General features: G+C 29.1%; 26 protein-coding genes and 3 tRNA genes. 25 read left to right on the forward strand and 4 right to left on the reverse strand.

What is annotated here, in order from left to right; translation table 11 throughout:
• The first annotated feature begins 25 nt into the window (after positions 1–25).
• Entirely contained in the window at positions 26–1,927 is a 1,902-nt protein-coding gene (locus tag BBIDN127_RS03405; RefSeq protein WP_014023895.1) for a methyl-accepting chemotaxis protein, read from the forward strand.
• A gap of 40 nt (positions 1,928–1,967) precedes the next feature.
• Here BBIDN127_RS03405 and mnmA read toward each other — a convergent pair whose 3' ends face one another.
• A complete protein-coding gene (gene mnmA, locus BBIDN127_RS03410) occupies positions 1,968–3,035 on the reverse strand; it encodes a tRNA 2-thiouridine(34) synthase MnmA (RefSeq protein ID WP_014023896.1) in 1,068 nt (355 codons plus the stop codon).
• Positions 3,036–3,127: 92 nt separating this feature from the next.
• On the opposite strand from mnmA, the gene BBIDN127_RS03415 reads away from it, so the two are divergent.
• Genes BBIDN127_RS03415 through mvk form a run of 6 tightly spaced genes read left to right on the forward strand, consistent with a single transcriptional unit; the run spans position 3,128 to position 9,410 of the window.
• Positions 3,128–4,351: a hydroxymethylglutaryl-CoA synthase gene (locus BBIDN127_RS03415; RefSeq protein ID WP_014023897.1), complete on the forward strand. Its 1,224-nt coding sequence runs from the start codon at positions 3,128–3,130 to the stop codon at positions 4,349–4,351.
• The gene (fni, locus tag BBIDN127_RS03420; RefSeq protein WP_014023898.1) at positions 4,335–5,399 is read left to right on the forward strand and encodes a type 2 isopentenyl-diphosphate Delta-isomerase; all 1,065 of its coding nucleotides are present in this window, start codon (positions 4,335–4,337) and stop codon (positions 5,397–5,399) included. Before BBIDN127_RS03415 ends, fni begins: the two co-directional genes overlap by 17 nt.
• On the forward strand, positions 5,389–6,657 hold the full coding sequence (locus BBIDN127_RS03425) for a hydroxymethylglutaryl-CoA reductase, degradative (RefSeq protein ID WP_014023899.1): 1,269 nt from the start codon (positions 5,389–5,391) through the stop codon (positions 6,655–6,657). The genes fni and BBIDN127_RS03425 overlap by 11 nt, the downstream gene beginning before the upstream one ends.
• On the forward strand, positions 6,641–7,579 hold the full coding sequence (gene mvaD, locus BBIDN127_RS03430) for a diphosphomevalonate decarboxylase (protein ID WP_014023900.1): 939 nt from the start codon (positions 6,641–6,643) through the stop codon (positions 7,577–7,579). Before BBIDN127_RS03425 ends, mvaD begins: the two co-directional genes overlap by 17 nt.
• Entirely contained in the window at positions 7,570–8,523 is a 954-nt protein-coding gene (locus BBIDN127_RS03435; protein ID WP_014023901.1) for a GHMP family kinase ATP-binding protein, read from the forward strand. Before mvaD ends, BBIDN127_RS03435 begins: the two co-directional genes overlap by 10 nt.
• Entirely contained in the window at positions 8,517–9,410 is an 894-nt protein-coding gene (gene mvk / locus BBIDN127_RS03440; RefSeq protein ID WP_014023902.1) for a mevalonate kinase, read from the forward strand. The genes BBIDN127_RS03435 and mvk overlap by 7 nt, the downstream gene beginning before the upstream one ends.
• Positions 9,411–9,418: 8 nt before the next feature.
• Here the strand turns inward: mvk and BBIDN127_RS03445 are convergent.
• Both BBIDN127_RS03445 and BBIDN127_RS03450 read right to left on the reverse strand, forming a co-directional pair.
• A tRNA-Val gene (locus BBIDN127_RS03445) sits at positions 9,419–9,492 on the reverse strand.
• A gap of 43 nt (positions 9,493–9,535) precedes the next feature.
• Positions 9,536–10,003: a BB0689 family surface lipoprotein gene (locus tag BBIDN127_RS03450; protein WP_014023903.1), complete on the reverse strand. Its 468-nt coding sequence runs from the start codon at positions 10,001–10,003 to the stop codon at positions 9,536–9,538.
• An 84-nt stretch (positions 10,004–10,087) separates the two neighbouring features.
• On the opposite strand from BBIDN127_RS03450, the gene BBIDN127_RS03455 reads away from it, so the two are divergent.
• From BBIDN127_RS03455 to rnc, 14 genes are all read left to right on the forward strand, one after another.
• Complete coding sequence (locus BBIDN127_RS03455) at positions 10,088–10,624, forward strand: Dps family protein (protein WP_014023904.1); 537 nt, start codon at positions 10,088–10,090, stop codon at positions 10,622–10,624.
• A gap of 73 nt (positions 10,625–10,697) precedes the next feature.
• Positions 10,698–12,707 (forward strand): elongation factor G, encoded by a 2,010-nt coding sequence (fusA, locus tag BBIDN127_RS03460; protein ID WP_014023905.1) that lies wholly within the window; start codon positions 10,698–10,700, stop codon positions 12,705–12,707.
• A 275-nt stretch (positions 12,708–12,982) separates the two neighbouring features.
• A complete protein-coding gene (badR, locus tag BBIDN127_RS03465; protein WP_014023906.1) occupies positions 12,983–14,191 on the forward strand; it encodes a host adaptation transcriptional regulator BadR in 1,209 nt (402 codons plus the stop codon).
• 62 nt (positions 14,192–14,253) lie between these two features.
• Positions 14,254–15,588, forward strand: coding sequence for a signal recognition particle protein (gene ffh / locus BBIDN127_RS03470; protein ID WP_014023907.1), 1,335 nt, complete (start codon positions 14,254–14,256; stop codon positions 15,586–15,588).
• A gap of 12 nt (positions 15,589–15,600) precedes the next feature.
• Positions 15,601–15,861 carry a 30S ribosomal protein S16 gene (gene rpsP / locus BBIDN127_RS03475; RefSeq protein WP_014023908.1) on the forward strand — a complete coding sequence of 87 codons (261 nt, stop codon included), beginning with the start codon at positions 15,601–15,603 and terminating at the stop codon, positions 15,859–15,861.
• Entirely contained in the window at positions 15,862–16,110 is a 249-nt protein-coding gene (locus BBIDN127_RS03480; RefSeq protein WP_002557283.1) for a KH domain-containing protein, read from the forward strand.
• A gap of 3 nt (positions 16,111–16,113) precedes the next feature.
• Positions 16,114–16,614, forward strand: a complete 501-nt coding sequence (gene rimM / locus BBIDN127_RS03485; protein ID WP_014023909.1) for a ribosome maturation factor RimM — start codon at positions 16,114–16,116, stop codon at positions 16,612–16,614.
• Positions 16,611–17,330, forward strand: a complete 720-nt coding sequence (gene trmD / locus BBIDN127_RS03490) for a tRNA (guanosine(37)-N1)-methyltransferase TrmD (RefSeq protein WP_014023910.1) — start codon at positions 16,611–16,613, stop codon at positions 17,328–17,330. Before rimM ends, trmD begins: the two co-directional genes overlap by 4 nt.
• On the forward strand, positions 17,308–17,673 hold the full coding sequence (gene rplS, locus BBIDN127_RS03495) for a 50S ribosomal protein L19 (protein ID WP_014023911.1): 366 nt from the start codon (positions 17,308–17,310) through the stop codon (positions 17,671–17,673). The genes trmD and rplS overlap by 23 nt, the downstream gene beginning before the upstream one ends.
• 370 nt (positions 17,674–18,043) lie before the next feature.
• Entirely contained in the window at positions 18,044–18,583 is a 540-nt protein-coding gene (locus BBIDN127_RS03500; RefSeq protein WP_014023912.1) for a hypothetical protein, read from the forward strand.
• Between the two features lies 1 nt (position 18,584).
• Positions 18,585–19,076: a pantetheine-phosphate adenylyltransferase gene (gene coaD, locus BBIDN127_RS03505; RefSeq protein WP_014023913.1), complete on the forward strand. Its 492-nt coding sequence runs from the start codon at positions 18,585–18,587 to the stop codon at positions 19,074–19,076.
• Positions 19,077–19,139: 63 nt separating this feature from the next.
• Positions 19,140–19,322 carry a 50S ribosomal protein L32 gene (rpmF, locus tag BBIDN127_RS03510; RefSeq protein WP_014023914.1) on the forward strand — a complete coding sequence of 61 codons (183 nt, stop codon included), beginning with the start codon at positions 19,140–19,142 and terminating at the stop codon, positions 19,320–19,322.
• Between the two features lie 23 nt (positions 19,323–19,345).
• Positions 19,346–19,588, forward strand: coding sequence for an acyl carrier protein (gene acpP, locus BBIDN127_RS03515; protein ID WP_004789379.1), 243 nt, complete (start codon positions 19,346–19,348; stop codon positions 19,586–19,588).
• A complete protein-coding gene (rnc, locus tag BBIDN127_RS03520) occupies positions 19,588–20,325 on the forward strand; it encodes a ribonuclease III (RefSeq protein WP_014023915.1) in 738 nt (245 codons plus the stop codon). The genes acpP and rnc overlap by 1 nt, the downstream gene beginning before the upstream one ends.
• Here the strand turns inward: rnc and BBIDN127_RS03525 are convergent.
• Positions 20,296–21,528, reverse strand: coding sequence for a CCA tRNA nucleotidyltransferase (locus tag BBIDN127_RS03525; RefSeq protein WP_014023916.1), 1,233 nt, complete (start codon positions 21,526–21,528; stop codon positions 20,296–20,298). The two genes, rnc and BBIDN127_RS03525, sit on opposite strands and share 30 nt — an antisense overlap.
• A 113-nt stretch (positions 21,529–21,641) precedes the next feature.
• Here BBIDN127_RS03525 and BBIDN127_RS03530 point away from each other — a divergent pair, with 113 nt between their 5' ends.
• From BBIDN127_RS03530 to BBIDN127_RS03545, 4 genes are all read left to right on the forward strand, one after another.
• Positions 21,642–23,414, forward strand: a complete 1,773-nt coding sequence (locus tag BBIDN127_RS03530; protein ID WP_014023917.1) for a hypothetical protein — start codon at positions 21,642–21,644, stop codon at positions 23,412–23,414.
• Positions 23,415–23,419: 5 nt separating this feature from the next.
• Positions 23,420–23,743, forward strand: coding sequence for a hypothetical protein (locus BBIDN127_RS03535; RefSeq protein ID WP_014023918.1), 324 nt, complete (start codon positions 23,420–23,422; stop codon positions 23,741–23,743).
• 87 nt (positions 23,744–23,830) lie between these two features.
• Positions 23,831–23,904 (forward strand) — tRNA-Thr (locus BBIDN127_RS03540).
• Positions 23,905–23,908: 4 nt separating this feature from the next.
• A tRNA-Tyr gene (locus tag BBIDN127_RS03545) sits at positions 23,909–23,990 on the forward strand.
• The last annotated feature ends 149 nt before the right edge of the window (positions 23,991–24,139 follow it).

Below are 24,139 nucleotides of genomic sequence, written 5' to 3' on the forward strand. Positions count from 1 at the left end.
ATTTTTTGTGAAAGAGGTGGTTAGTATGAAGCTGAAAGCTAGGATGTTGCTACTTGTTCTTATTCTTATAGCATTCTTTATATCAATTCTGTTTTTTATTTTTGGAATGTTGATTAATAGTAAATTGGTAGATCAGCAGTTTGATCTTATGATGAATCTTATTGGAAACATTAAAAATTCTTTCAACCTTTATATTTCTTCAATGGAAGAGAAAGTTAGGGTTAGTTCCATGTATTTCAACTCTGCTGAAAAATTTAATGAGGCTAGTAAAATTAAATCCAAAAGGTTGAGTTTTATTTCAGATCAATCTGAAATGCTTATTCAAACCGGTAGTAATATGATGGTTACAAACAAAGAAGGTAAAATAATTTTTACTTCGGCCGTTAAGGATAATAGTGATTTTGGCAAATCTATTGGAGATAGAGAATATTTTACAAAACTTAAAGAGTCTCAAAGTATTGTTTACAATTCCTTTGTTATGTTGACAGATCCTGGGTCTATTGAGGAGTCTTTGGTTAAAGATATTTCTAAGATAAAAAATAAAAAAGGCCAGATTCCTTACATATTAATAGGCATACCATTAAGAGATTTTGAAACAGGCGATATTTTTGGTTATTTTATTTTTTTCTATTCAATGGATTATATATATAGGTCTTTTAGAGGAATTAATTTTGGGATACTCTCTAGCGGTCGTGCGTTAGCTTATGATACTAAGGGTAGATTATTGGTTCATCATACAGTACTGCCTGGTGATGTTTTGACTGATATTAGTGCTTCTTATTCTAATATTATTAAGAAAACATCTGAAGATTTATTACAAAAAAATAAAGAAATTTCAACTATTTATTATTATGATCCTAATAGCAGTAAGAAATATGTGGGAATTAGTCAAAAGGTGTTATTAAAATTGTCTAATAATAGATTTATTCTTTTAATGAGAATTTCGGAAGATGATTTTTATTACATGTCACGAGCCACGTCTATAATCTTAGGTATTAGTTTTGCATTTACATTGTTTATTCTTGCTATTGCAACTCTTTATCTTGTGAAAAAGTTAAGTTCTTCTTTGAATAAGATATTAGAATATTCTGAACGACTTGCTTCTGGTAATTTTACTGCTGATGTTAATTTTGGCAAATGGGATAGCATAGAGCTTTATAGCTTGTACGAAGGTCTTGAACAATTGAGAACCAATTTTTCTTCAGTTGCAAAAGGGGTCATTGAAAATCTAGATTACCTTTATGAAAATGCGATTCAAATAGCAAATGCAAGTCAAAATTTAAGCTCTGGCGCTGTTGAGCAGGCTTCTACTTTAGAGCAAATGACAGCAAATATTGAGCAAATATCACAAGGTGTTTCTGAGAATACTGAAAATGCATCTACTACTGAAAAAATTGCTGTTAATACTAATGAAAGGACTAAAGAGGGGCATAAATCTGTTGTTAAAGCTATTGAGGCGATGACTGTAATTACTGAAAAAATTGGAATTATTGATGAAATAACAAGACAAACTAATTTACTTGCTTTAAATGCCTCGATTGAAGCTGCACGAGTGGGAGAGAAGGGCAAGGGTTTTGAAGTGGTAGCTGCTGAGGTTAGAAAGCTTGCGGATCAAAGCAAAGAATCAGCAAGAGAGATTATTGATATTGCAAACAGAAGCTTAACTGTTGCAAGTCGTGCTGGGGAAAATTTTGAACAAATAGTTCCTGGCATGGAGCAAACGGCCAGACTTGTGAAAAATATTTCTAATGAAAGCTCTAAGCAAAGTGTTCAAATAGAGCAATTTAAAAATGCAATAGAGCAAGTTAGTCAGCTAGTTCAGACTACAGCTTCAAGCAGTGAAGAGCTTTCTGCAATGTCTGAAAAAATGTTAGAGAGTGTAAAAGATTTAAAAGAATCTGTTGATTACTTTAAGATCGAAAAGTAAGTAGAAATTTTAAAGCTTCTACTTACTTTTTATATGATTATTATTCTATAATTTTAAAAATTTTAGCACCCCCCAGGCATTTTGTATTTTTGTAAAAAATTGCAAATTGCCCTGGAGAGAGTCCATTATCTTTTTTATTTAAAGAAATTTCCATTAAGTTATTTGTAATAAGTTTTAATTTGCATGAGTATTTTTTCTCTCCATGTCTTATCTTAATTTTAAAATTTTCAAAATTTGAAGGTATATCGTTTATCCAATGTATTTCATGAACTAAAAATTTGCGTTTTGCTTGTTTTAAATAATTTTCGTTATGGGATATATATATAATATTTTTTTCTAGGTCTTTTTCTATAACGAACCATGGCCCGTTGCTAAGCTTTATTCCTCTTCTTTGTCCAACTGTAAAAAACCAATATCCGTTGTGAATTCCTATTATTTTTCCTGTTTCTTTTTCAATTATATTTCCCTTTTTCTCGCCAAGATGATATTTGATAAATTCGTTATATTTAATTTTTCCTAAAAAGCAAATGCCTTGACTATCTTTTCTGTCTTTGTTGGGTAAATTTATGTTTTTAGCTATTTGTCTTACTTCGCTTTTAAGCAATGTGCCTAAGGGGAAGTATAGTTTTGACATTTGTTTTTGAGAGAGATGAGATAAAAAGTAGCTTTGGTCTTTAATTTTATCTTTTGCCTGTTTTAAAAAAAAATTGCCTTCTTTTATTTGTATTTTGGCGTAATGTCCTGTTACAACCAAATCATATTGGCTATTTATTTTTTCAAAAAATGCTCCAAACTTAATTCTTTGATTACAAAAAATATCTGGACTTGGGGTATTGCCATTTTTAAGTTCTTCAATAGTATAGCTTACTACCTTGTTATAATATTCTTCTTGAAAGTTTATTATTTCATACGGTACATTAAATTTATTGCATATAGCTTCAACATAATTTAAGTCTTCTTGCCAAGGGCAGTTTCCAATATAAGACAGTTCATCTTCAAGCCAAATTTTTAAATAGTAGCATTTTATATTTGAATATCCCTTATTTATAATTTTATAAAGGGCAACAGAGCTGTCAACCCCTCCAGATAAAAGTACGGCTATTTTCATAAACTTCCATTTTTAGGTTTTATTATATAAGATTTTGATAATTTTTGTAAATTATAATATAATATCTAAGTTAATAATGCATTGAGGAATATATGAAAATAGGTATTAGTGATATTAGAATTTTTTTACCTTTAAATTATTTAGATTTTTCTATTCTTTTGGAAAATCCTTTATATTCTTCTAATGAAGTTTTTTTTAAAAAAATCAATAGAGCAATAGATGTAACCTTGCAAAAAGGTTTTAGGTTTACTAGACCTAATGAGGATAGTGTAACTATGGCAAGTTCGGCTGTTAAGCTTATTTTTGACAACAATAATCTTGATTTAAGCAAAATTAGAATGCTTTTGGGTGGAACTGAGACCGGCGTTGATCATTCAAAGGCCATTTCTTCTTATGTTTTTGGAGCTTTAAGGCAATCTGGTATTTATCTAGGAAATAATTTTCTAACTTTCCAGGTTCAGCATGCGTGTGCTGGGGCCGCTATGTCTTTGCACACTGTGGCAAGTGTTTTGAGTCATTCTAATGATTCTGAATATGGCGTAGTTTTTTCTTCAGATATTGCGCATTATAGCAATCTTACTACGGCTGAGATTACCCAAGGAGCTGGTGCAACTGCAATTTTGATTGAAAAAAATCCGAAGATACTTTCGATCAATTTATCTGAATTTGGAGTTTATACCGATGATGTTGATGATTTTTTTAGGCCTTTTGGAAGTGTTGAAGCTAAGGTGCGAGGTCAATATTCAGTTGAATGTTACAATAATGCAAATGAGAATGCTTTAAGAGATTTTGCTTTCAAAAAGCAACTTAGCATGAAAGATTTATTTTCTAATTATAGGTTTGTTTTGCATGTTCCTTTTGCTAAAATGCCAATAGATTCAATGCATTATATTTTGAAAAAATATTATAGTGATGACGAATCTGTTAGAAATGCTTATTTAGAGTCAATAGATTTTTACGATGGTGTTGAAGCTGCTATGGAAGTAGGAAATTTGTATACGGGTTCAATTTTTCTATCTTTAGCATTTTATTTAAAAAGAGTATTTTCCAAGAAAGACATTACAGGGGAAAAGATATTGTTTTGTTCTTATGGGTCTGGCAATATTATGATTATTTATGAACTTACCATTGAAGAGGGCGCTTTTGATGTTGTTAAATTATGGGATCTTGATGGGCTTATAAAAACCAGAAATAATGCAAATTTTGAAGAATATAAAGATTTTTTTCAAAATAAAATAGTTCCTGGTGAATCCAGAGGATTTTATTTGAAAGAATTAAGGAATGATGGATACCGAGTTTATGGGTATCGAGCCTAATATATTGGAAAATAAAAAAAGGCATATTGAGATTTGTTTAAATAAAAACGATGTTAAAAGTAGCTGCAATTTCTTAAAGTTTATTAAGCTAAAACATAATGCTCTTAGTGATTTTAATTTTTCTGAGATAAACACAAAAGAAGAGATATTTGGATACAATATTAGCATGCCTGTTTTTATTTCTTCCATGACAGGAGGCAGTAAAGAAGGTAATGACTTTAATAAATCTTTAGTTAGAATTGCAAATTATTTAAAAATTCCTATGGGCTTAGGTTCTTTTAAGCTTTTGTTTAAGTATCCCGAGTACATAAGAGACTTTGCTCTTAAAAGGTATGCTCATAATATTCCTTTATTTGCCAATATTGGCGCTGTTCAGATTGTTGAATTTGGTATTTCTAAAATAGCTGAAATGATCAAAAGATTGGAAGTTGATGCAATTATTGTTCATCTTAATGCAGGACAAGAATTGATGAATGTTAATGGAGATAGAAATTTTAAAGGAATAAGAAAGTCAATAGCCAAATTGTCTGACTTTTTAAGTATTCCATTGATTGTAAAAGAGACAGGTTTTGGGATTTCACCAAAAGACGTTAAGGAATTATTCCGTCTTGGCGTTTCTTATATTGATCTTGCGGGGAGTGGTGGAACCAATTGGATTTTAGTAGAAGGCATTAAGGGCAATAATTTAAACATTGCGTCTTGTTTTTCTGATTGGGGAATTCCTTCGATTTTTACTTTACTTAGTGTTGATGATTCTCTAAGGGCCAATATTTTTGCATCTGGTGGATATGAGACAGGTATGGATATTGCTAAAGGCATTGCCCTTGGAGCTAGACTTATAGGTGTTGCAGCAGCTGTTCTTAGGGCTTTTTATAATTCAGGAGAAGATGCTGTATTTAATCTTTTTTCAGATTATGAGCATGTTTTAAAAATGTCTATGTTTTTAAGTGGAAGCAAAACTTTATCAGAACTTAGAAATAATAAGTATTTTTTGAGTAGTTATTTGCTTGATGAACTTGGAGTCTTTAAACAGTTTTATGGAACTTAGTGAAAATTTTAGACATAAAAGTGTTTTAGAAAAAAGGCAAGAGATAAAAAGTTTTTTGGGATTATCTTTTAAAGATTTTTTTTATAATAATTCCAATGAAGATTTTCTTTTTAATATGATAGAAAATTATATTGGATATTTATCTTTTCCTATTGGAATTGTAAAAAATTTGAAAATAAATGGCAAATATTATTCTTTGCCAATTGCAACAGAAGAGCCTTCTGTTGTTGCTGCCTTAAATTTTGCGGCAAAGATTCTTGAAAATGCTGATTTGAGTTATTCTTTGGGTGAAGTGCTGGGAATTTCTCAAATTTATATAAAATCGGAAAAAGATTTAAGTAAAATTTTTGTTGATCTTGGTGATAAAATCAAAACTTGGGCTGAACCCCTTTTAATCAATATGAATCAAAGGGGGGGTGGGTTTAGAAGGTTGTCAACCAGGTACATTAAAGAGCTTGGTATTCAAAAATTAAATCTTTATGTGGATACTTGTGATGCTATGGGCGCTAATTTGCTAAACTCAATTGCAGAGCGCGTAGCAGAGTTTATTTTTTTAGAATTAGGATATGAGTGTGTTTTAAAAGTTTTAAGCAATGATATTAGTGAATTTACAGCCAAAGCCCGCTTTGTTTTAGATTTTAAACATTTGCTACCAGGCAAAGAGGATTCTTGGAATTTGGCTAAAAAAATTGAACTTATTTCTAGTATAGGTTTTCACGAGGAGGAGCGAGCCGTTACTAATAATAAAGGCATTATGAATGGAATTACAGGGGTATGTCTTGCAACTTTTAATGACACAAGAGCTCTTGAGGCTTCTGTTCATAGATTTGCTTCAAAAAGCGGCAAATATCTTCCCCTTAGTAAATTTTATACGACTGATAATTTTTTGGTTGGAGAAATTGAAATTCCTTTGCAAGTTGGAACTAAGGGCGGGGTTATATCTTTTAGTGAAGCTTCGATTTTAAGTTTTAGAATTATGAATGTAAATAGTAAGAGCGAATTTATTGGTATTCTCTCGTGTGTTGGACTTGCTAGTAATTTTGCAGCATTAAGAGCTCTTGCATTTAATGGAATTCAAAAGGGTCACATGAGATTGCATTTTAATAAAATACTCTACCTTTTAAAAACAAAATATAATATTTCTGATTTTGAGAAAGACAAAATATTATTAGAAATGGAAAGAATGAATATTTATTCTTTTGATTTTGCTTTTGAAATTTTAAAGAAAATAAGGTTGGAGAATGAAAATAAAGTGTAAAGTTCATGCAAGCTTGGCTTTAATTAAATATTGGGGCAAGAAGGATGCTTTTTTAAACATTCCAGCCACTTCTAGTCTTGCTGTTAGTGTTGATAAGTTTTGTTCAATAAGTGAGCTTGAACTTTCAGATCGAGATGAAATAATTTTAAATTCAAAGCCAGTTATATTAAAAAATAGAGAAAAGGTGTTTTTTGATTATGCAAGAAAAATTCTAAATGAACCGAATGTTAGATTTAAAATTAAAAGTAAAAACAATTTTCCAACAGCAGCGGGTCTTGCAAGTTCAAGTTCGGGTTTTGCCTCTATTGCTGCTTGTATTTTGAAATATTTTAATAAATATTCTTGTAATAGCGCATCTAATCTTGCAAGAGTAGGATCAGCTTCTGCTTCAAGAGCTATTTACGGGGGGTTTACTATTTTAAAAGAGGGTTCAAAAGAATCTTTTCAATTAAGAGATCAATCTTATTTTAATGATTTGCGAATAATATTTGCCATAATTGATAGTAATGAAAAAGAATTGTCTTCAAGAGTTGCAATGAATATTTGCAAGCGCCATGAATTTTATTATGATGCTTGGATTGCTTCTAGTAAAAAGATTTTTAAAGATGCTTTATATTTTTTTTTAAAAAAAGATTTTATGCGTTTTGGAGCAACCATTGTAAAAAGTTATCAGAATATGTTTGCCTTAATGTTTGCATCTTCTATTTTTTATTTTAAAAATAGTACAATAGATTTAATTAGGTATGCTGCTGATTTGAGAAATGAGGGTATTTTTGTATTTGAGACAATGGATGCGGGGCCCCAAGTAAAGTTTATTTGTTTGGAGAAAAATTTAAATACTATTTTAAAAGGACTTAAGCAAAATTTTACTGGCATTGATTTTATTGTTTCAAAGGTTGGGCGTGGCTTAGAATGGATTTGATTAGTTTTTCTGTACCCGGAAATTTGCTTTTAATGGGGGAATATACTATTTTAGAGGAAAAGGGATTGGGGTTGGCAATTGCCATCAACAAGAGAGCATTTTTTTCTTTTAAAAAGAGCGATTCTTGGCGGTTTTTTAGCAAAAAGAAAAAGATAGACGATTTTTCTTTAATAGAAAATAGAAACGATTTTGTTTTTAAAATGTTTTCTTACTTAAGTCAAAATTGTTTTTTTAATCTAGACAGCTTTGCATATGATATATATATTGATACAAGTAATTTTTTCTTTAATGATGGAATTAAAAGGGGATTTGGCTCAAGTGCTGTTGTTGCTATTGGCATAGTTTGTGGGCTTTTTTTAATTTATAATGCCACCAATGTTGTTGATAAGGTTAAAATTTTTAAATATTGTTTAGAAGCTTACAGGCATTCTCAAGGAGGAATAGGTAGTGGATATGATATTGCTACTAGTATTTTTGGGGGTGTTATTGAGTTTGAAGGTGGTTTTGATCCTAAATGCAGGCAGCTAGGCGCTTTAGAGTTTAATGATTTTTATTTGATGCGAGGTTTGCAAGCTGTTAAAACCACTACTTCTATTTACAAATACAATAAACATAGAGATTCTATTTTAGACTTTATATTGAAATGCAATTTGGAGATGAAAAAACTTGTTTTAAATGTTAGAAATTCTAATTCTGCATTAATTTCTAGCTTAAGAAGGGCTAAAGAATTGGGATTGGCAATAGGAGAGGCAATAGGAGTTTCGGCAGCTTTGTCTTCAGGTTTTGATCACCTTTTGGGTCAGTGTGATTTGATTAAAGCTTTGGGAGCCGGAAATGAAACTTTTTTAGTTTACAGGCCCAATATTAAAGCTTTTGATTTGTCAAAAATTATTCCAATTGTTTTAGAGCATGAAGGCATTAAGCTTGAAAGTGATGAATGTTAAAAATAAGAAAGCCCGCTAAAATATTGTTTTTAGGAGAACATAGTGCTGTTTATGGGTTTCCAGTTATTGGAGCTACAGTTCCAATTTATATGGAACTGGCTTATAGTGTGTCTAAAAATTGGAGATATTTAGGAAAGTCCAGCGAGAGATTAAATGGCCTTATAAGTTTTATTGTTTCAAATTATAGTAAAGTTAATCCGATTGAGTTTGCTATAGTTTCTGAAATTCCTATTGGAGTTGGTCTTGGCTCTTCTGCCAGTCTTAGTTTATGCTTTGCAGAATATATTACAAGTCATTTTGAATATAGAGATTGTAATAAAATTTTGTTGGCAAATCAAATTGAAAATATTTTTCACGGCAAATCTTCTGGAATGGATATTAGACTAATTGATCTTGGTGGAACTTTTTATTTAGAGAAAAAAGAAGATGTTTTGCATTCAAAAAGAATAAAAGATTCTGGTTTTTATTTTTTAATAGGAGCAATAAAAAGAGATTTAACAACTAAAGAAATAATTCTCAATTTGAAAAAACATCTATTATCCAATGCGGATTTATTTGTTTTTATTGAAAAACTTGGCCTTTCTGTAAGCAACTCTTATGTTTCTTTTCAGAATAAAGATGTGTATTCTTTAGCTAATGAAATGAATGTTGCACAATATTGTTTAAAGCGATTGGGTTTGTCTAATGATACTCTCGATTGGCTGATAAGTAGGGGGATCAAATTGGGTGCTCTTTCTGGTAAGTTGAGTGGCGCTGGTAAAGGGGGGGCGTTTATTTTTCTTTTTGAAAGCCTAAGAAAAGCTAACACAGTGCAAAAAGAATTAAATAATATGCTTAAAAATTCTAAAGTAAAATTACTTTTAGAACTAAAAGTAATTGAGGTTTAGATTATTTTTGGGCCCAGAGAGATTCGAACTCCCGACATCCTGCTTGTAAGGCAGGCGCTCTGACCAACTGAGCTATGAGCCCTTTTACTACTAATAAGTAGTATACAGTATAAGCTTTAATGGTGTCAATTCTTATATTTTCTTTTTCCAAAAAGAACTACAAATATATCTATATTGTCAGCTGTTTTTAATCTATAGCCACCTATTTTATCGGTATCTGTATTAATAAGAGCTTCTTTGTGGCTTGGACTATTAAGCCATGCATTAACCACTCTGTTAAGTTCAATTCCTGATGCCAGTATTTCTCTTGTTAAATTAAAGGAGTTGTCATATTTATGTATTCTTTGCATTGGGGTTGTGCCAAAAAGGGTATGAGTTAGCGTTTTGTTTTCTCCCAGTTTAATAGCATATTCTTTTGCAACCTTTTCTAGGGTATCATCTATTTCTAGATGGTTTAGATTTAGCTTTTTTCTCAATTCAGCAATTTCTGAATATAGGATTTTCATATCTTCTTTTGTATTTATTTGGTGCATTGTGTTTAAATTGCATGCTTGAGATAAAAACAATATAAAAATTAAAAACAATTTTTCCATTAAATATCCTTTTAATTTATTATAGTATTAAAATTATAATTATATCTCATTATGTATTATAATGATTATATAAAGGAGATAATTATGGAAAAGTATTTAAGCTATATAAAAAAGGATGATTTAGAAGCAATACAATTAAAATTACAAGAATTGTTAGCAAGTTTGCATATTTTTTATTCTAATTTAAGAGGTATTCATTGGAATATAAAAGATACCAATTTCTTTGTTGTTCACGAAAAAACTCAAAATCTTTATGAATATATTGAAAAAATTATTGATGTTGTTGCAGAGCGCTCAAGAATGCTTGGATATGATTCTGAATTTAGATATTCTGAGTTTATGAAAAAATCCTTTATTAAGGAGCTTGATATTGAATCAACTTCAAATTTTTTGCCTTCAATGCAAAACATTGTTTGCAGTATTGATGAGATTTTAAAAAATATTTTTGGAATGAGAAAATTGCTTGATACTGCTGGTGATTATGGTACAGCTAATATTATAGATGATATCATGAGTGATCTTGAGAAGCATTTATGGATGCATAAGGCAATACTTGAAAATTGTAATTGTTTTTGTCATGATGAGCATGAAAGCAAGTATTGTGAGTGCGATACAAAATAACAATTTTATTAAAAGGGTTAACTTCTACTAATGAGTTTATCTGCATTAAGGCTGTAGTTGGTGTTGGAGATTTATGAGTATTAGAAATATTGGAATTATGGCCCATATTGATGCTGGCAAAACTACTACCACAGAAAGAATTATTTATTATACTGGCAAAAGCCATAAAATGGGGGATGTAGATTCGGGAAACACCATTACTGACTGGATGCCCCAAGAGCAAGAAAGAGGAATTACTATTAGTTCAGCTGCTATTACTTGCCATTGGAAGGATTGTCAAATAAACATTATTGATACTCCGGGACATGTTGATTTTACGGCAGAAGTTGAAAGATCTCTTAGAGTTCTTGATGGGGGCGTTGTTATTTTTAGTGCTGTTGATGGGATTCAGGCCCAAACGGAAACTGTGTGGAAACAGGCAGAAAAATATGAAATCCCACGACTTGCTTATGTTAATAAGATGGATAGAATAGGCGCTGATTTTTTTAAAGTTGTGGGAGATATTGAAAATAAATTTCAAACCATTCCTTTAGTTTTGCAAATCCCAATTGGAAATGAAAGCAATTTTGAAGGAGTGGTTGATATTCTTTTAAATAAAGAGCTTCATTTTTCAATGGAAAATGGAATTCCAAAATTAATTTATAGTCAAATTAGAGAAGAATTTGTTGAAAAAGTGATTCTTTTTAAAAAAAAAATAATAGACATTCTTAGCCAATTTAGTGAAGAAATTACTCAATTATTTCTTGAAGATAAAGAGATTGGCTTAGATATTATTAAAAGAGAGATTAGAATAGGCACTATTTCTAGATTTATTATTCCTGTTTTAATGGGAACTAGTTTAAAAAATATTGGAATAGAGCCTTTGATTGATTCGATTGTAGACTACTTGCCAAGTCCTTTTGAAAAAAGTTTTAGTGCTTTTTCTTTAGATGCAAATAAAAAAATTTTAGTTGATCCTAGTGAAAATAAAAAATTATCGGCTCTTGTTTTTAAAGTTCAATATTCAAGTGTAATTGCTGCGCATCTTTATTTTGTTAGAGTTTATTCTGGTGAAATTAATTCTAATAAAAGAATTATCAATGCTTCAAATGGTAAGCGTGAAAAGTTTACAAAAATTTTTAGAGTTTTCTCAAATAAAAATGAACAAATAGATTTTGTAAAAGCAGGCGATATTGGTGCTGTTTTAGGATTAAAGTTTTCTGTTACAGGAGATACTCTTGTTGAAGAAAACAATAATGTTTTGCTTGAATCTGTTATGTTTCCAGAGCCGGTTGTTTTAATGTCTGTTGAGCCTGAAAGATCATCAGATGAGGTTAGGTTAAAGGAAGTTTTTGAAATAATATCCAAAGAAGATCCTACCTTTAGTTATTCTGAGAGTAAAGAAACAGGGCAATTGATTATATCTGGAATGGGCGAATTACATCTTGAGATTATTTTGACAAGAATTAAAGATGAATTTAAGCTTAATGTTTATACAGGAAAACCTCAAGTAAGTTACAGAGAAAGTGCTGGTAAAATTGTGAAAGAAGTTTTTGAATTTAACAATATTTTTGGTGGTAAAAATATTGATTTTAAAATTGGAATGATCATTAAGCCTTTGTTACGGGGCGAGGGAAATAAAATTGATTTTGAATGCAGTATTGATCCCGCAATTAAGTCTGCAATATTGAGGGGAATTACAGCCACATTTGTAAGTGGAATTTTTGGATACCCTATTGTTGATATTAATGTTAGCATTTTTTCTATTATTTGTGGTGCTAATAAAATTAGCGAGAGTACTTTTGAGTCAATTTCAGGATTTGCTTTTCATAGTATTTTCCAAAAATCAGATCCTATTAGACTTGAGCCAATTATGTTATTAGAAATTAGAACACCTATTGAGCATACAGGAGAAATTATTTCTACACTAAATGTTATAGGGGGGGTTATTCATTCGGTTAGCAATATTGGAGAGTATGATTTGATAAAATCAGAGGCGGCGTTTGAGAAACTTTTTGGGTATGCTTCTATTTTAAGAAGCTCTACTAAAGGAAGAGGTAGTTTTACTATGGAATTTTCTTATTTTAAGGAAAAAATAAGTTAAAGTTATTAGTTTTTAAGGCAAAATGGCTTTTCTTGTGTTTATTATTTTTAAACCCAATTAATTTTTATTGATGAGTTTTTATGTAAAAATGATTTTATTCCTTTTTTTGTCAAGCTTTAAGTTTTTGATAGTTTATGAATGTGATATTATGATGTAAAATATTTTTTAGCCCTATAAAGGCATTTTTGTCTTTTAGGAATAGATAAAATATTGTATTGGTTTTTAATATGATATTTTATAATATTTTTTTATTTTAAAAATAAAGGAGGTGCATTATGCAGGGTGAAAATATGGTCTCAATTAGAGGCGGAAATAGAAGAAAAATTCTTCTTAGCTTGAAAAATATGCAATATTCAAGAACAGACCTGGCTCGTAAGTTGACCTTAACAAATGCTGCAGTTACTATTTTGACTAATCAAATGATAAAAGAAAATCTTTTGATTGAAGTTGGTTCTAGGGTGTCTGATATTAAAAAACATGGGCGAAAAGAAATACTTCTTGATATTAATAAAGATTATGCGTATTCAATGGGAGTTATTATTTCTAGCAATTATTTTCAAATAGGTATTGCTAATCTTAAATGCGAGGTTTTAATAAGCGAGACTCATTCTTTTGAGCCTCCAGTTAGTGCTTATGATATTTTAGAAAAAATAAAAGATCATATGATAGAAATTATTTGGAAGCATAATTTCTCAAGAGATAAGTTTATTGGGTTAGGCTTTAGTATTACAGGATTAATAAAGGATAAAGAATTAGGTATTGTTAATGATAGTTATGGGGCATGGGTTGAAAAAGATGTTCCTGTTAAGAGAATACTTGAGGAATACTTTTCGCTTACAGTTTACCTTGAAAGTTATGTTAAAAATTTATCCCTTGCTGAATTTATGGGCAAAAATATAGATAATATTATGTTTTTTGACTACACAGATACCGCTGAACTTTCGATTTGGTCAGGCGGCAATGTTTATCCTGGTTTTAATAATAAATCAGGTATGGTTAGTCATATGATAATTGATTATGAGGGAGAAAAAAATTGTCCAACTTGTGGTAATAAGGGTTGTGTTAATATGCTAATATCTAATTTTGCTTTGCAGAGATTGATTTCAAAAGAGTTTATGAATGGGGAGATTCCTGAGCTTTATGAAAAGTATGAAGGCAGATTGAAGAAGGTTACAATATATGACATTTTTTCTCTTTATGAGAAATATGATTTTATAAATAAAATTATGCAAGATACTGTTAAATATTTGGCAATAATTATTATTAATATTCAAAGAATGCTTGATTTTAATTATTTAGTACTGTATGGTCAAAGTTTTAAATTAAAAGCCTTTTTTGATTTGTTAAAAGAAGAGATTAAAAAGCTTAATAAAGAAAATATAGTATTAAAGCTTAGTTCATTAGACACTGAAGTTTCTGTTGTTGGGCCTGCTTCTAGTGTTATTTTTAATAAATTTTATTTGACAGGGGGAGATATTGATTAATATTGCCTTTTTTTGTATCTTATATTTGACAAGATTATTTTTGAGAATAAGGGTTATTTTTAATGCTTGAAAGTTTGGGGTCAAATTTTAGAAATTTTATAAACTATCTTTCTGGAAAATCTACAATAAATGATAAAAACATTGCAGAGGCTATTGAGATTATTAAAAATTCTTTAGTTGATGCTGATGTTAACTTAAGAGTTATAAGGCGTTTTTTAAATTCTATAATTGAAGAATCCAAGGGAGTAAAAGTTTTAAGGGGTATTGATCCAAAATCTCAGTTTATTAAAATTGTCAATGATAATCTTGTTAAATTTTTGGGAGGCAAAAGTTATGAGCTTAGTTTACATCCTGCCAATAAACAATCTTATATTCTTATGTTGGGACTTCAAGGATCTGGCAAGACCACAACATGTGCCAAGCTTTCTTTAAAGCTTAAAAAGGAAAATAGAAAAGTGCTTCTTGTAGCTGCTGATACATTTAGAGCAGCGGCTGTAGAGCAGTTAAAAATATTGGGTGGCCAAATAGGTGTTCCAGTATTTTCAATTGAGGAGGAAAAAGATCCTATTAAAATTGTTAAAGCATCTATAAAGTTCGCCGAGTCTAATTTTTTTGATTCTGTAATAGTTGATACTAGAGGACGACTTGAGGTTGAATCTTTGTTAGTTGAAGAGATAAAAAAAATCAAGGGGATTTTGCAACCCGCAGAAACCATTTTGGTGGTAGACTCTATGATGGGTCAAGCTGCTGTAAATATTGCTAAGGAATTTAATGAAAATGTTGGGCTTACTGGTGCAATATTTTCTAAGTTTGATTCAGATACTAGGGGGGGTGCTGTATTATCGTTTAAAAGTATTTGTGCAGTTCCTATTAAATTTATTGGTGTTGGAGAAAGAATTGAGGATCTTGATTCCTTTTACCCAGAAAGAATTGCTTCTAGAATTCTTGGCATGGGGGATGTTGTTAGTCTTGTAGAGAAGGTTCAAAGTGTTGTTGACAAAGAAGAGGCTATTAAGCTTGAGGAAAAAATCAATAAAGCCAGTTTTAATTTTGAAGACTATCTGAGCCAATTTAGGCGAATTAAACAAGTAGGAGGGTTTTCTAATTTTGTAAGTTTTTTACCGGGCGTTTCAAAATCAATGCTGAATAGCAACAATTTAAATGAAGAGGGTTTTAATAAAGAAGAAGCTATTATTCTTTCTATGACCAAAAAAGAAAGAATAAATCCAGTGATTTTGAATAATCCTTCAAGAAAAAAAAGAATAGCTCTGGGAAGTGGAACAACTGTTTTTGATGTTAATAAGCTCATAAAAAAGTTTAGTCAAACAAATTTGATTATGAAAAAAATGAAAAATAAAGATTTTCAAAGTAAGATTGCATCCCTTTGGGGAAAATAAGGAGGAATAAATTTGAGCGTTAAGATAAGATTGAAGAGAATGGGAGCTAAAAAAAGGCCTTATTATAGGATTGTAGTTATGAATTCTACATCTCCTAGAGATGGTAGAGCAATTGAAGAGCTTGGTTATTATCATCCTGTTGAAAAGCAAAGCCAAATAAAAATTAAGGAAGATAGAATGAAAGATTGGATAAGCAAGGGAGCAATTTTAAGTGATACAGTGAAAATGCTTTTAAATAAAAACAGCTTGAATGCGAAAAGTCAGGAGGTTTAGATGAAAGAGTATGGGAATGAGATTGAGCTTATAGAGTTTATAGTAAAGTCTCTTGTAGATAAAGAAGATGAAGTGAAACTAAATGTAATTGAGGGAGAAAAATCAACTATTTTGGAATTAAGGGTTTCTCAAAGCGATGTAGGTAAGATAATAGGAAGACGGGGGCGTATTGCACGAGCTATTAGAACTTTACTTGGAGCGTGTGCTGCTAAAACCAATAGGCGAGTGCAACTCGAAATTTTAGATTAATTTATGTTTATTAAAGGCGTTATATTATCGTCTTATGGAGTTAATGGGTATGCTAAGGTTAAAAGCATATCCAATAATTTTTGTGATTTTATTAATCTGAAAAATAATAAAGTGCTTTTAAAAAAAAACAATGCTTCTGATATTGAAGTTAAAGTTGTAGATGTTAATGTAAGGGGCAATTCATTATTTTTAAAGTTTGAAGGAATTAATACCCCAGAGGCAGTTAAGCCGGTGATTGGTTTTGAATTGTGGGTTGATGATTCTCTTGCATCGAGTTTAAAAAAAGGTGAATATTACTTAGGAAAGCTTATTGGCTATTCTATTGTTAATAACAATAAAAAACTAGGAGAAGTTGTAGCTTTCTTTGAATATTTAAATAATGTATTTCTTGAGGTTAGAGTGGGTATTAAATTTTTCTTTATTCCCTTTTTAAGCATTTATATTGGAGATATAAATGCTAAAGAAAAAACAATTGAGCTTAAGGTTTTAGATCTTTTAAAATGAAATTTACAGTTTTATCCCTTTTCCCAGCAATAATTAAACCATTTTTTGAAAATTCAATAATGAAAAAGGCTATTGACAAGGGAATAGTAAGTTTTGAGCTTGTTGATGTTAGGGATTTTTCAAAAGATAAGCATAAAAGATGTGATGATTTGCCTTACGGAGGCGGTGCTGGAATGGTATTGAAGGCTGAACCTCTTTCTTTTGCTCTTGAGCATGTAGAAGCTGTCAATAAAACAACAATATTCTTAAGTCCTTCTGGAATAAAGTATACCCAAGAGTTGGCGTATTCCTTGTCAAAAAAAGAAGAAATTGTTATAATTTGTGGAAGATATGAAGGAATTGATCAGCGTATTATAGATTTGTATGTTGATTTTGAGATTTCTATTGGAGATTATGTTTTATCTTCAGGAGAGATTTCAGCTCTTGTTTTAATAGATAGTGTATATAGGCTTTTAGATGGAGTAATAAATCCTAATTCTTTATTAGAAGAATCATTTGGTGTAAAAAATGGATTGCTTGAATATCCTCATTATACCAGGCCCTATGATTTTAAGGGGGCAAAGGTTCCAGAAGTTCTTGTTTCGGGGCATCATGAAAATATAAAGAAGTGGAGACTTGTTAAAGCTAGAGAAAAAACTAAGAAAAATAGATATGATTTATACCTTAAATATTTAGAGATAATAGGAGAAGATAATGGATTTGATAAGAAAAATTGAGGCTCAGAATAAGAAAAATGAGGCTTTTGTTTTTAATGTGGGAGATACTGTGAGGGTTTTTTATAAAATTATTGAAGGTAGTAATGAAAGGTTGCAGAGTTTTGAAGGGATTGTTATTGCTTTTCAAAACAAGGGAATTAGCAAAACATTTTTGGTTAGAAAAATTTCCTCAGGAATAGGTGTTGAAAAAATTTTTCCAGTATATTCTCCTATTATAGAAAAGGTTGAAGTTTTAAGAAAAGGAAAGGTTAGAAGGGCAAAGCTTTATTATATGAGGAATAGAATTGGTAAAGCTGCTATGAAGATAAAGGAGCGTCTTAATATTAAAAAAGTTAAGCATTAAGTTTTTAATTATTTTAAATTTTTTAGCAAATTAAGTCATAAGATGAATCAAATTAGATTGAGATTAAGAATTATTTTTGATTGATCTTTTGTTTTGTGAATTTTTATTCAATATTTAGTAAGATTTTTACTGCTTTAAGAAATAATTTGGGCAAGTTTGGTTGTGTATTAATTCTAATTAAGAACATTGATTAACCATTCTTATTAAATTTCAATATAAATTTAATTGTACCTTGGTCTTTAAAAAGCTAAAGATTTAAAATTTCGATTTTTTGAAAAACTTTTAAGCTATGTGAATGATTTTGTTCTTAAATATTTGTTTTTAGTTTTATGCAGAGTAAATATTTATTCTGTAGTTAAGGGGGTTGATTTTGAAATATACTCAAAGTAAGTTTAAGAGTAGTAATTTTCAGAAACACAATAAACGTTTTTATGGTTTTAAGAATAAAAGATTAAATTCTGAGAGCAAAAGTCAAAATGTTGCCCCAATAAATAGTTTTAATAATAAATCGGCTGTTTTGAATACAGATAAACAAAATTTTTTTAAAGGTAAGTTTAGAAGAAAAAGTATAAAATTTAGAACAAGGATAAATCTTGATATTGCTTGTGCTATTTGTGAAAAAAAAATAAATGATATTGTTTGTAGTATGTCTTTAAAGATTGAAAATGAAGATAAACCTGTTCATTTTGATTGTGTTATCAATAAATTAACAGTTGAAAATAATCTTTCAAGTAATGAAAAATTGGTTTATAGAGGTGCTGGTAAATTTTTTATTGTGGATACATCTTCTAGAGGGGAATATTTATATTTCAAAATTATTAAAGAAATTGAATTTGAAAATTTAGAAGAGCAGCCAATATGGCGTAAAAAAATTCTTAAAGATATTAATAGAGGGTTTAGGCTTTCTTGATATGAAGGTGGCAGTTTTTCCAGGATCTTTTGATCCAATTACTTGGGGCCATATTGATTTAATTAAAAGATCTTTGGCTATTTTTGATAAAGTTGTTGTTTTAGTAGCTAAAAATAAATCAAAAAAATATTTGCTAAGTGATGTTGAGAGGTTTAGTCTTACAAAAGAAGTTGTCGCATCTTTAAATTTTTCAAATGTACTTGTAGATAGGTATAGCGGGTTTATTGTTGATTATGCATTAATTAATTCTATTAAATTTATTGTTAGGGGAATTAGGGCTTTTAATGATTTTGATATAGAGTTTGAAAGATATCTTGTTAATAATAAGTTAAATTTTAAAATTGATACTATATTTTTACCAAGTAGTGCAGAACATTTATATGTAAGGTCAGATTTTGTAAAGGAATTAATGAGCAAAAAGGATGTTGATCTTTCTAATTTTGTTCCAGAATTGGTGTTTAATAGATTAAAATCTAAGTTTATTGACAAATGACTTGGTTAATATATATATTATTAAGATAATTTAATGTAGTTTAAAAGTAGTTAGGAGAAAATAATGGCTGTTCCAAAATTTAAGCCTTCAAAATCTAGAAGTAGAACAAGGCGTAGCATAAATATGAGAAAGAAAATTCCGCAATTTCAAGAATGTTTTAATTGTGGGAATCTTGGAGTGAGACATAGGATTTGTTTAAAATGTGGATATTATAGGAATAACCAATATCTAGAAATAGGTTTGTAGCTTGTAGTAAGGAAGGTGTATTCATGGATAATGATGAAATTTTTAGCAAGGTTAGGTCTATTATATCTGAGCAACTTGATAAAAAAGAAGATGAAATTACTATAGACTCTAGATTTGTTGAGGATCTTAATGCAGATAGTTTAGATATTTATGAGCTTTTGTATTTGCTTGAAGAGGCCTTTGATGATAAGATTCCAGAGAACGAAGCCAATGAATTTGAGACGGTAGGCGATGTTGTTAATTTTATTAAAAAGAGAAAAGGTTGATGAAAAAAAATTCTTCCGATTTTTGTTTGAGTAGTGAAAGAAAAGCTCAATTAAGTGAATTTTTAGAAAATTTGAGCATTAATTTTAGTGATTTTGATTTATTAAATACAGCATTGAGTCATTCGTCGTATTCTAATGAGTTGGATCAAAAATCCAGCAATAATGAGAGATTAGAGTTTTTGGGAGATTCTGTGCTTAATTTAATTATTACAGATCATCTTTATAAAACTTATCCAAATAAAAGTGAAGGAGAGCTCAGTAAGGCTAGATCTTATATTGTTAGTGAAGATTCTTTGTCTAATATTGCTAGAGAGATTAATCTTGGTTCTTACATTTTACTTGGCAGAGGAGAGGAGAGTAATGATGGTCGAAACAAAAAAGGCATTCTTGCAGATGCTATTGAAGCCTTTGTAGGCGCTATTTATCTTGATAGTGGATTTTCAAGAGCAACAGAATTTGTGGTTGGGCTTTTTGACATGTATATAAGATTGATGTTTAATAGGGGTGATTTTAAAGATTATAAGAGTTTGTTGCAAGAATATGTTCAAAAGAAATACAAAATCTCACCAAGTTATAAGCTAGACAAGGAAATAGGCCCAGACCATGATAAGGTTTTTTGCGTTGAACTTTATGTTGGAGAAAATTTTATATCAAACGGGAAGGGTAAATCTAAAAAAGAAGCCGAAATGAGAGCGGCCGAAGTAGCTTTAAAAGCTATGGAAAATATTAACCTTTAAAGTTTTAATTTTTTTCATAAGATAATTTTTAGTATTAAGCTTGGGATTTTCAATTACGCAGCTTAGTAATATGTTTAAAATTTTACCTATATTTTTATTGTCTATTTGTTTTAGATTTTGTATGTCTTTTCCATTTATTTTCAAATCTTTTAAAGATAGAGGATTTTTTAACAATTTTTTTCTTTTTATATTTTTTATTATAAATAAATATTTTTTCTTTTTTCCTTTGAGTGCTTTATATATGTCAATTATTTCCTTATAATGTTCTCTTGTGCTCTTGCTAAGTAAATGTCTAATATCACTTAATTTTTTGACATTAAAAATATTGTTATTATCGATTATGCTTCTATAAAATAAAATTAGCTTAATTTCTTTATTTGAGAATTTAAGTAAAGTTAATTTTTCCTTTAGTTCTTTTATAGGTTTTTTAATTGTCAATATTGTGATTGCCTTTAAATAAAATTTGTCTTTATCAAGTAGGGCAGTTTTTTTGATTAATTTTGTTTTTATTTCTAGATTGAAAAAATTCTTAAAAAAATTGACTTTTTTAAGATAATAAATTCCTTTTTGTATGTTTGTGCCTTCTAGCAATTTGTGAAATTCATTTTTTATTCTTTCTTTTGAAATTATTAAAATATTTTCTTTTTTATATTTCATTGAAATTAAAGTATTTTTTTCAATGTTAAAATTAAGGGTGGATGAAAATCTTGCTGCTCTAAGTATTCTAAGAGCATCTTCTTCAAATCTTTTATTTGGATTTCCTATGCATCTTATTATTCTCTTATTAAGGTCTTTCCCCCCGCCATAGCAGTCTATTATGTTGAAGCTGAAAATATTCATTGCAATTGCATTAATTGTAAAATCTCTTCTTTCAAGATCTTTAGTTAAATTTTTAGTGTATTCTACTTGTTTAGGAGCTCTGTTATTTTCATATTCTTTTTCTATTCTGTATGTTGTTATTTCAAAGACTTTTTTATTAAAAATAATACCAATTGTTCCATGTTTTATTCCTGTTTTAATGTTGTTTGGGAATAATGTTATTATTTCTTCAGGAGTTGCATTTGTTGCAAAATCAAAATCGTAAGGTTGCTTATTAAGTAGCAAGTCTCTTAAAGCGCCTCCAACCAGATAAAATTCATAGTTGTTTTTTTTAAATATTTTGCCAATTTTAATTATATTTTGAGTATCTTTGCCTAGATTCATATAAAATTATATTATAGTGTAAATATTTTTTTTCTAAAATTGATTTACAATTTTAATTTATTTGAAGTATGTTATAAATAATGCTTTATTTTAAATGGTTTTATTGGGGTTTTATGAGTGGTAATAATAACAATAGTGTATACAATTCTATAGGTCAACTTTCAAAAGAGACTAAAAATAGGTTGGTGAATGATATAAAAAAAAGCTTAGGTTTGAATTCTTCCGATTTTGTTTTACCCAATAGTAACAATGAGCCTTATGTTGATTCTCAGCTTGAAAAATTTCTTTCGGGGCGTTTAATGGAAGAATCATTTCTTATTAGAATGTGGTTAACTATTTTAAATTTTTTTCAGAAAGATAAAAGTAAAGAAGATATTTATAAAGCTTATGTTATAAAAAATCTAGAAAATCAAGTTAATGAAATGTGTAAAAATCCAGTAATAGATTTAAAGAGAGAATGTTTGCATATTGGTTTTGTAGAAATGTTTTTTAGTGTTTATCGATATTCAATGGAATTGAAAGAATTTTTTAAGAAATTGGAAAAAGGTGGCATTATTGTTGAGCAAACTATTTTAGAAATTATTCAAAGCAAAGTTCTTAATTCTAAAAAAAATTTGGAAGATTTTTTAGATGAAGGCGAATATGAGCTTTTTTTGAAAAAAGAAAAAACTCAAAACGATTTAGAAGAATCTCTTAAAATCAAGATAAATGAGTATATTAATTCTATTTCATCTAATACTTACAAAATTGTCTCTGATATGTTTGAGTTTTATTATGTTTTTAATAGTTTGGCGTTTTTCCCTTATAAATCTTTTTTTTCATTTTTCAATGTAGATCTTTTAGATAACACTGACAATATTAGCATTGTTGACCTTGAGGTTGGATTTGGAACTAGCTTTTCAAGTGTTAGTAAGTATTTAAATTCTTTTTTTGACATTTTGTATACATTAAAAGATATTGAGATAGATGAGGATATCATTAAAAGCATTATATCGAATTATTTTTCAATATCTGATGATATTAGTAATTCAGAGATAATTTCAAGAGAAGATCATATATCTCGAGTAGAATACGTATTGAAAAATGTTTTATCGATTGTATCTAAAATTGTTGGCTTGTCAAGAACTTTACCTTATTTAGATGTTTTTAAAGTATATTGCAAAAACCCTGCTGCATCTCCTAAAAAATATGTACCTTTTTTTGATGTAAAAAATTTTTATGAGAACATTTTATTTTTAAATGTTATGGGTCAGGCTATTAAAAAGCATGAAAGTTCTTTAAAAGTTCTTGTGATCAAAGAAATAAAAAGTCTTGTTAGAGATCCTGGGGTAGTTTTAAATTTAAAGGGTGAGATTTTTAATGAATTAAATGGCAGGTATAGTTTTAAAAAGTTATATTTTCTTAATGATTTTTTTAAAAACATATATGATATTAGAATAATGGAAGTTTTAAGAACTATAAATAATGTCGTATTAATTAATAATCATGATTTGAGAAATACATATGTTGACATTGAAAATAATATTACTGCTTTGAAAAAAGAAATTTATAATATTTACTTTGAGATTGATTATAAAAATGAAGAGTTTGAAAGGTATAAAAGAGAGAATAAAATTGATGACCCTTATAGGGAAAGGATTTTGAAGTGGTGCTCAAATGAATCAACTTCTATTGATAAAGTTTCAAATAGATTTGTGGATTATTTTATTGAGCTTAAAAAGAGATGTTTGGCTCTGTTGGAAAATCAGAATGTTTTTATTCGAAAATCTTTAACGGTTTCTTACAAATCAATGGTAAATGAAAATAAAACAATTACATTAGCTGATGTTATTGGTAATCTTTTGGAAATCATAAATCAGGCACTTTTTATAATAAAAAATTTATAAATTTTATGAAAGTTTTTAAAGTAAAAAATCTAAGACGTTTTTCAAATTTTATTAGAATCTTGGTTATTGTATTGTTTTTAAATTCTTTATTGAGTTTATTTGTGTTTTTGGCTGGTTCTTACAATATTTTTGTTTACAATTTTCAGAAATTCTATCTTGATCTTACTATTATTTTAAGCTCTGTTTCTTTTGGTCTTGAATCTACTAGGTTGATATTTTTTTATTTATTGAGAAATAAAAAAATTAATTACTATTTAATTTTAATGTTTAGTTTTGTGATATTTTTTTGTGCTCTTGTTTTTAAAATTTTTCTTTCTGGCAACAAATAGATCAAAAAGAATATTGTATTAATTATTTATCATTATTCTATTGACTAATGAATTTTATTTTTATAAACTAACTATTAGTTTATATTTGCCGACTTAGCTCAGCTGGCCAGAGCAGCGGTCTTGTAAACCGCAGGTCGTCGGTTCAAATCCGACAGTCGGCTTTTAGGGGCGGTACCGAAGTGGTTAACCGGGGCAGACTGTAAATCTGTTGGCTTTGCCTACGTGGGTTCGAATCCCACCCTCCCCAATTTAGTGGGATTATAAGTGATTGCCTTTTTATAATTTTGATTATGATCTTTTAAATATGTGATGTCGGTTCATTTTGGTGCTTGTATTTTTGTCTATTTAGAAAAGTTATTATTGGTTATAAAATATGATGTTAGCTACCAATTAAAA

Origin of the sequence: Borreliella bissettiae DN127 (assembly GCF_000222305.1) — a bacterium.
Taxonomy (GTDB): domain Bacteria; phylum Spirochaetota; class Spirochaetia; order Borreliales; family Borreliaceae; genus Borreliella; species Borreliella carolinensis.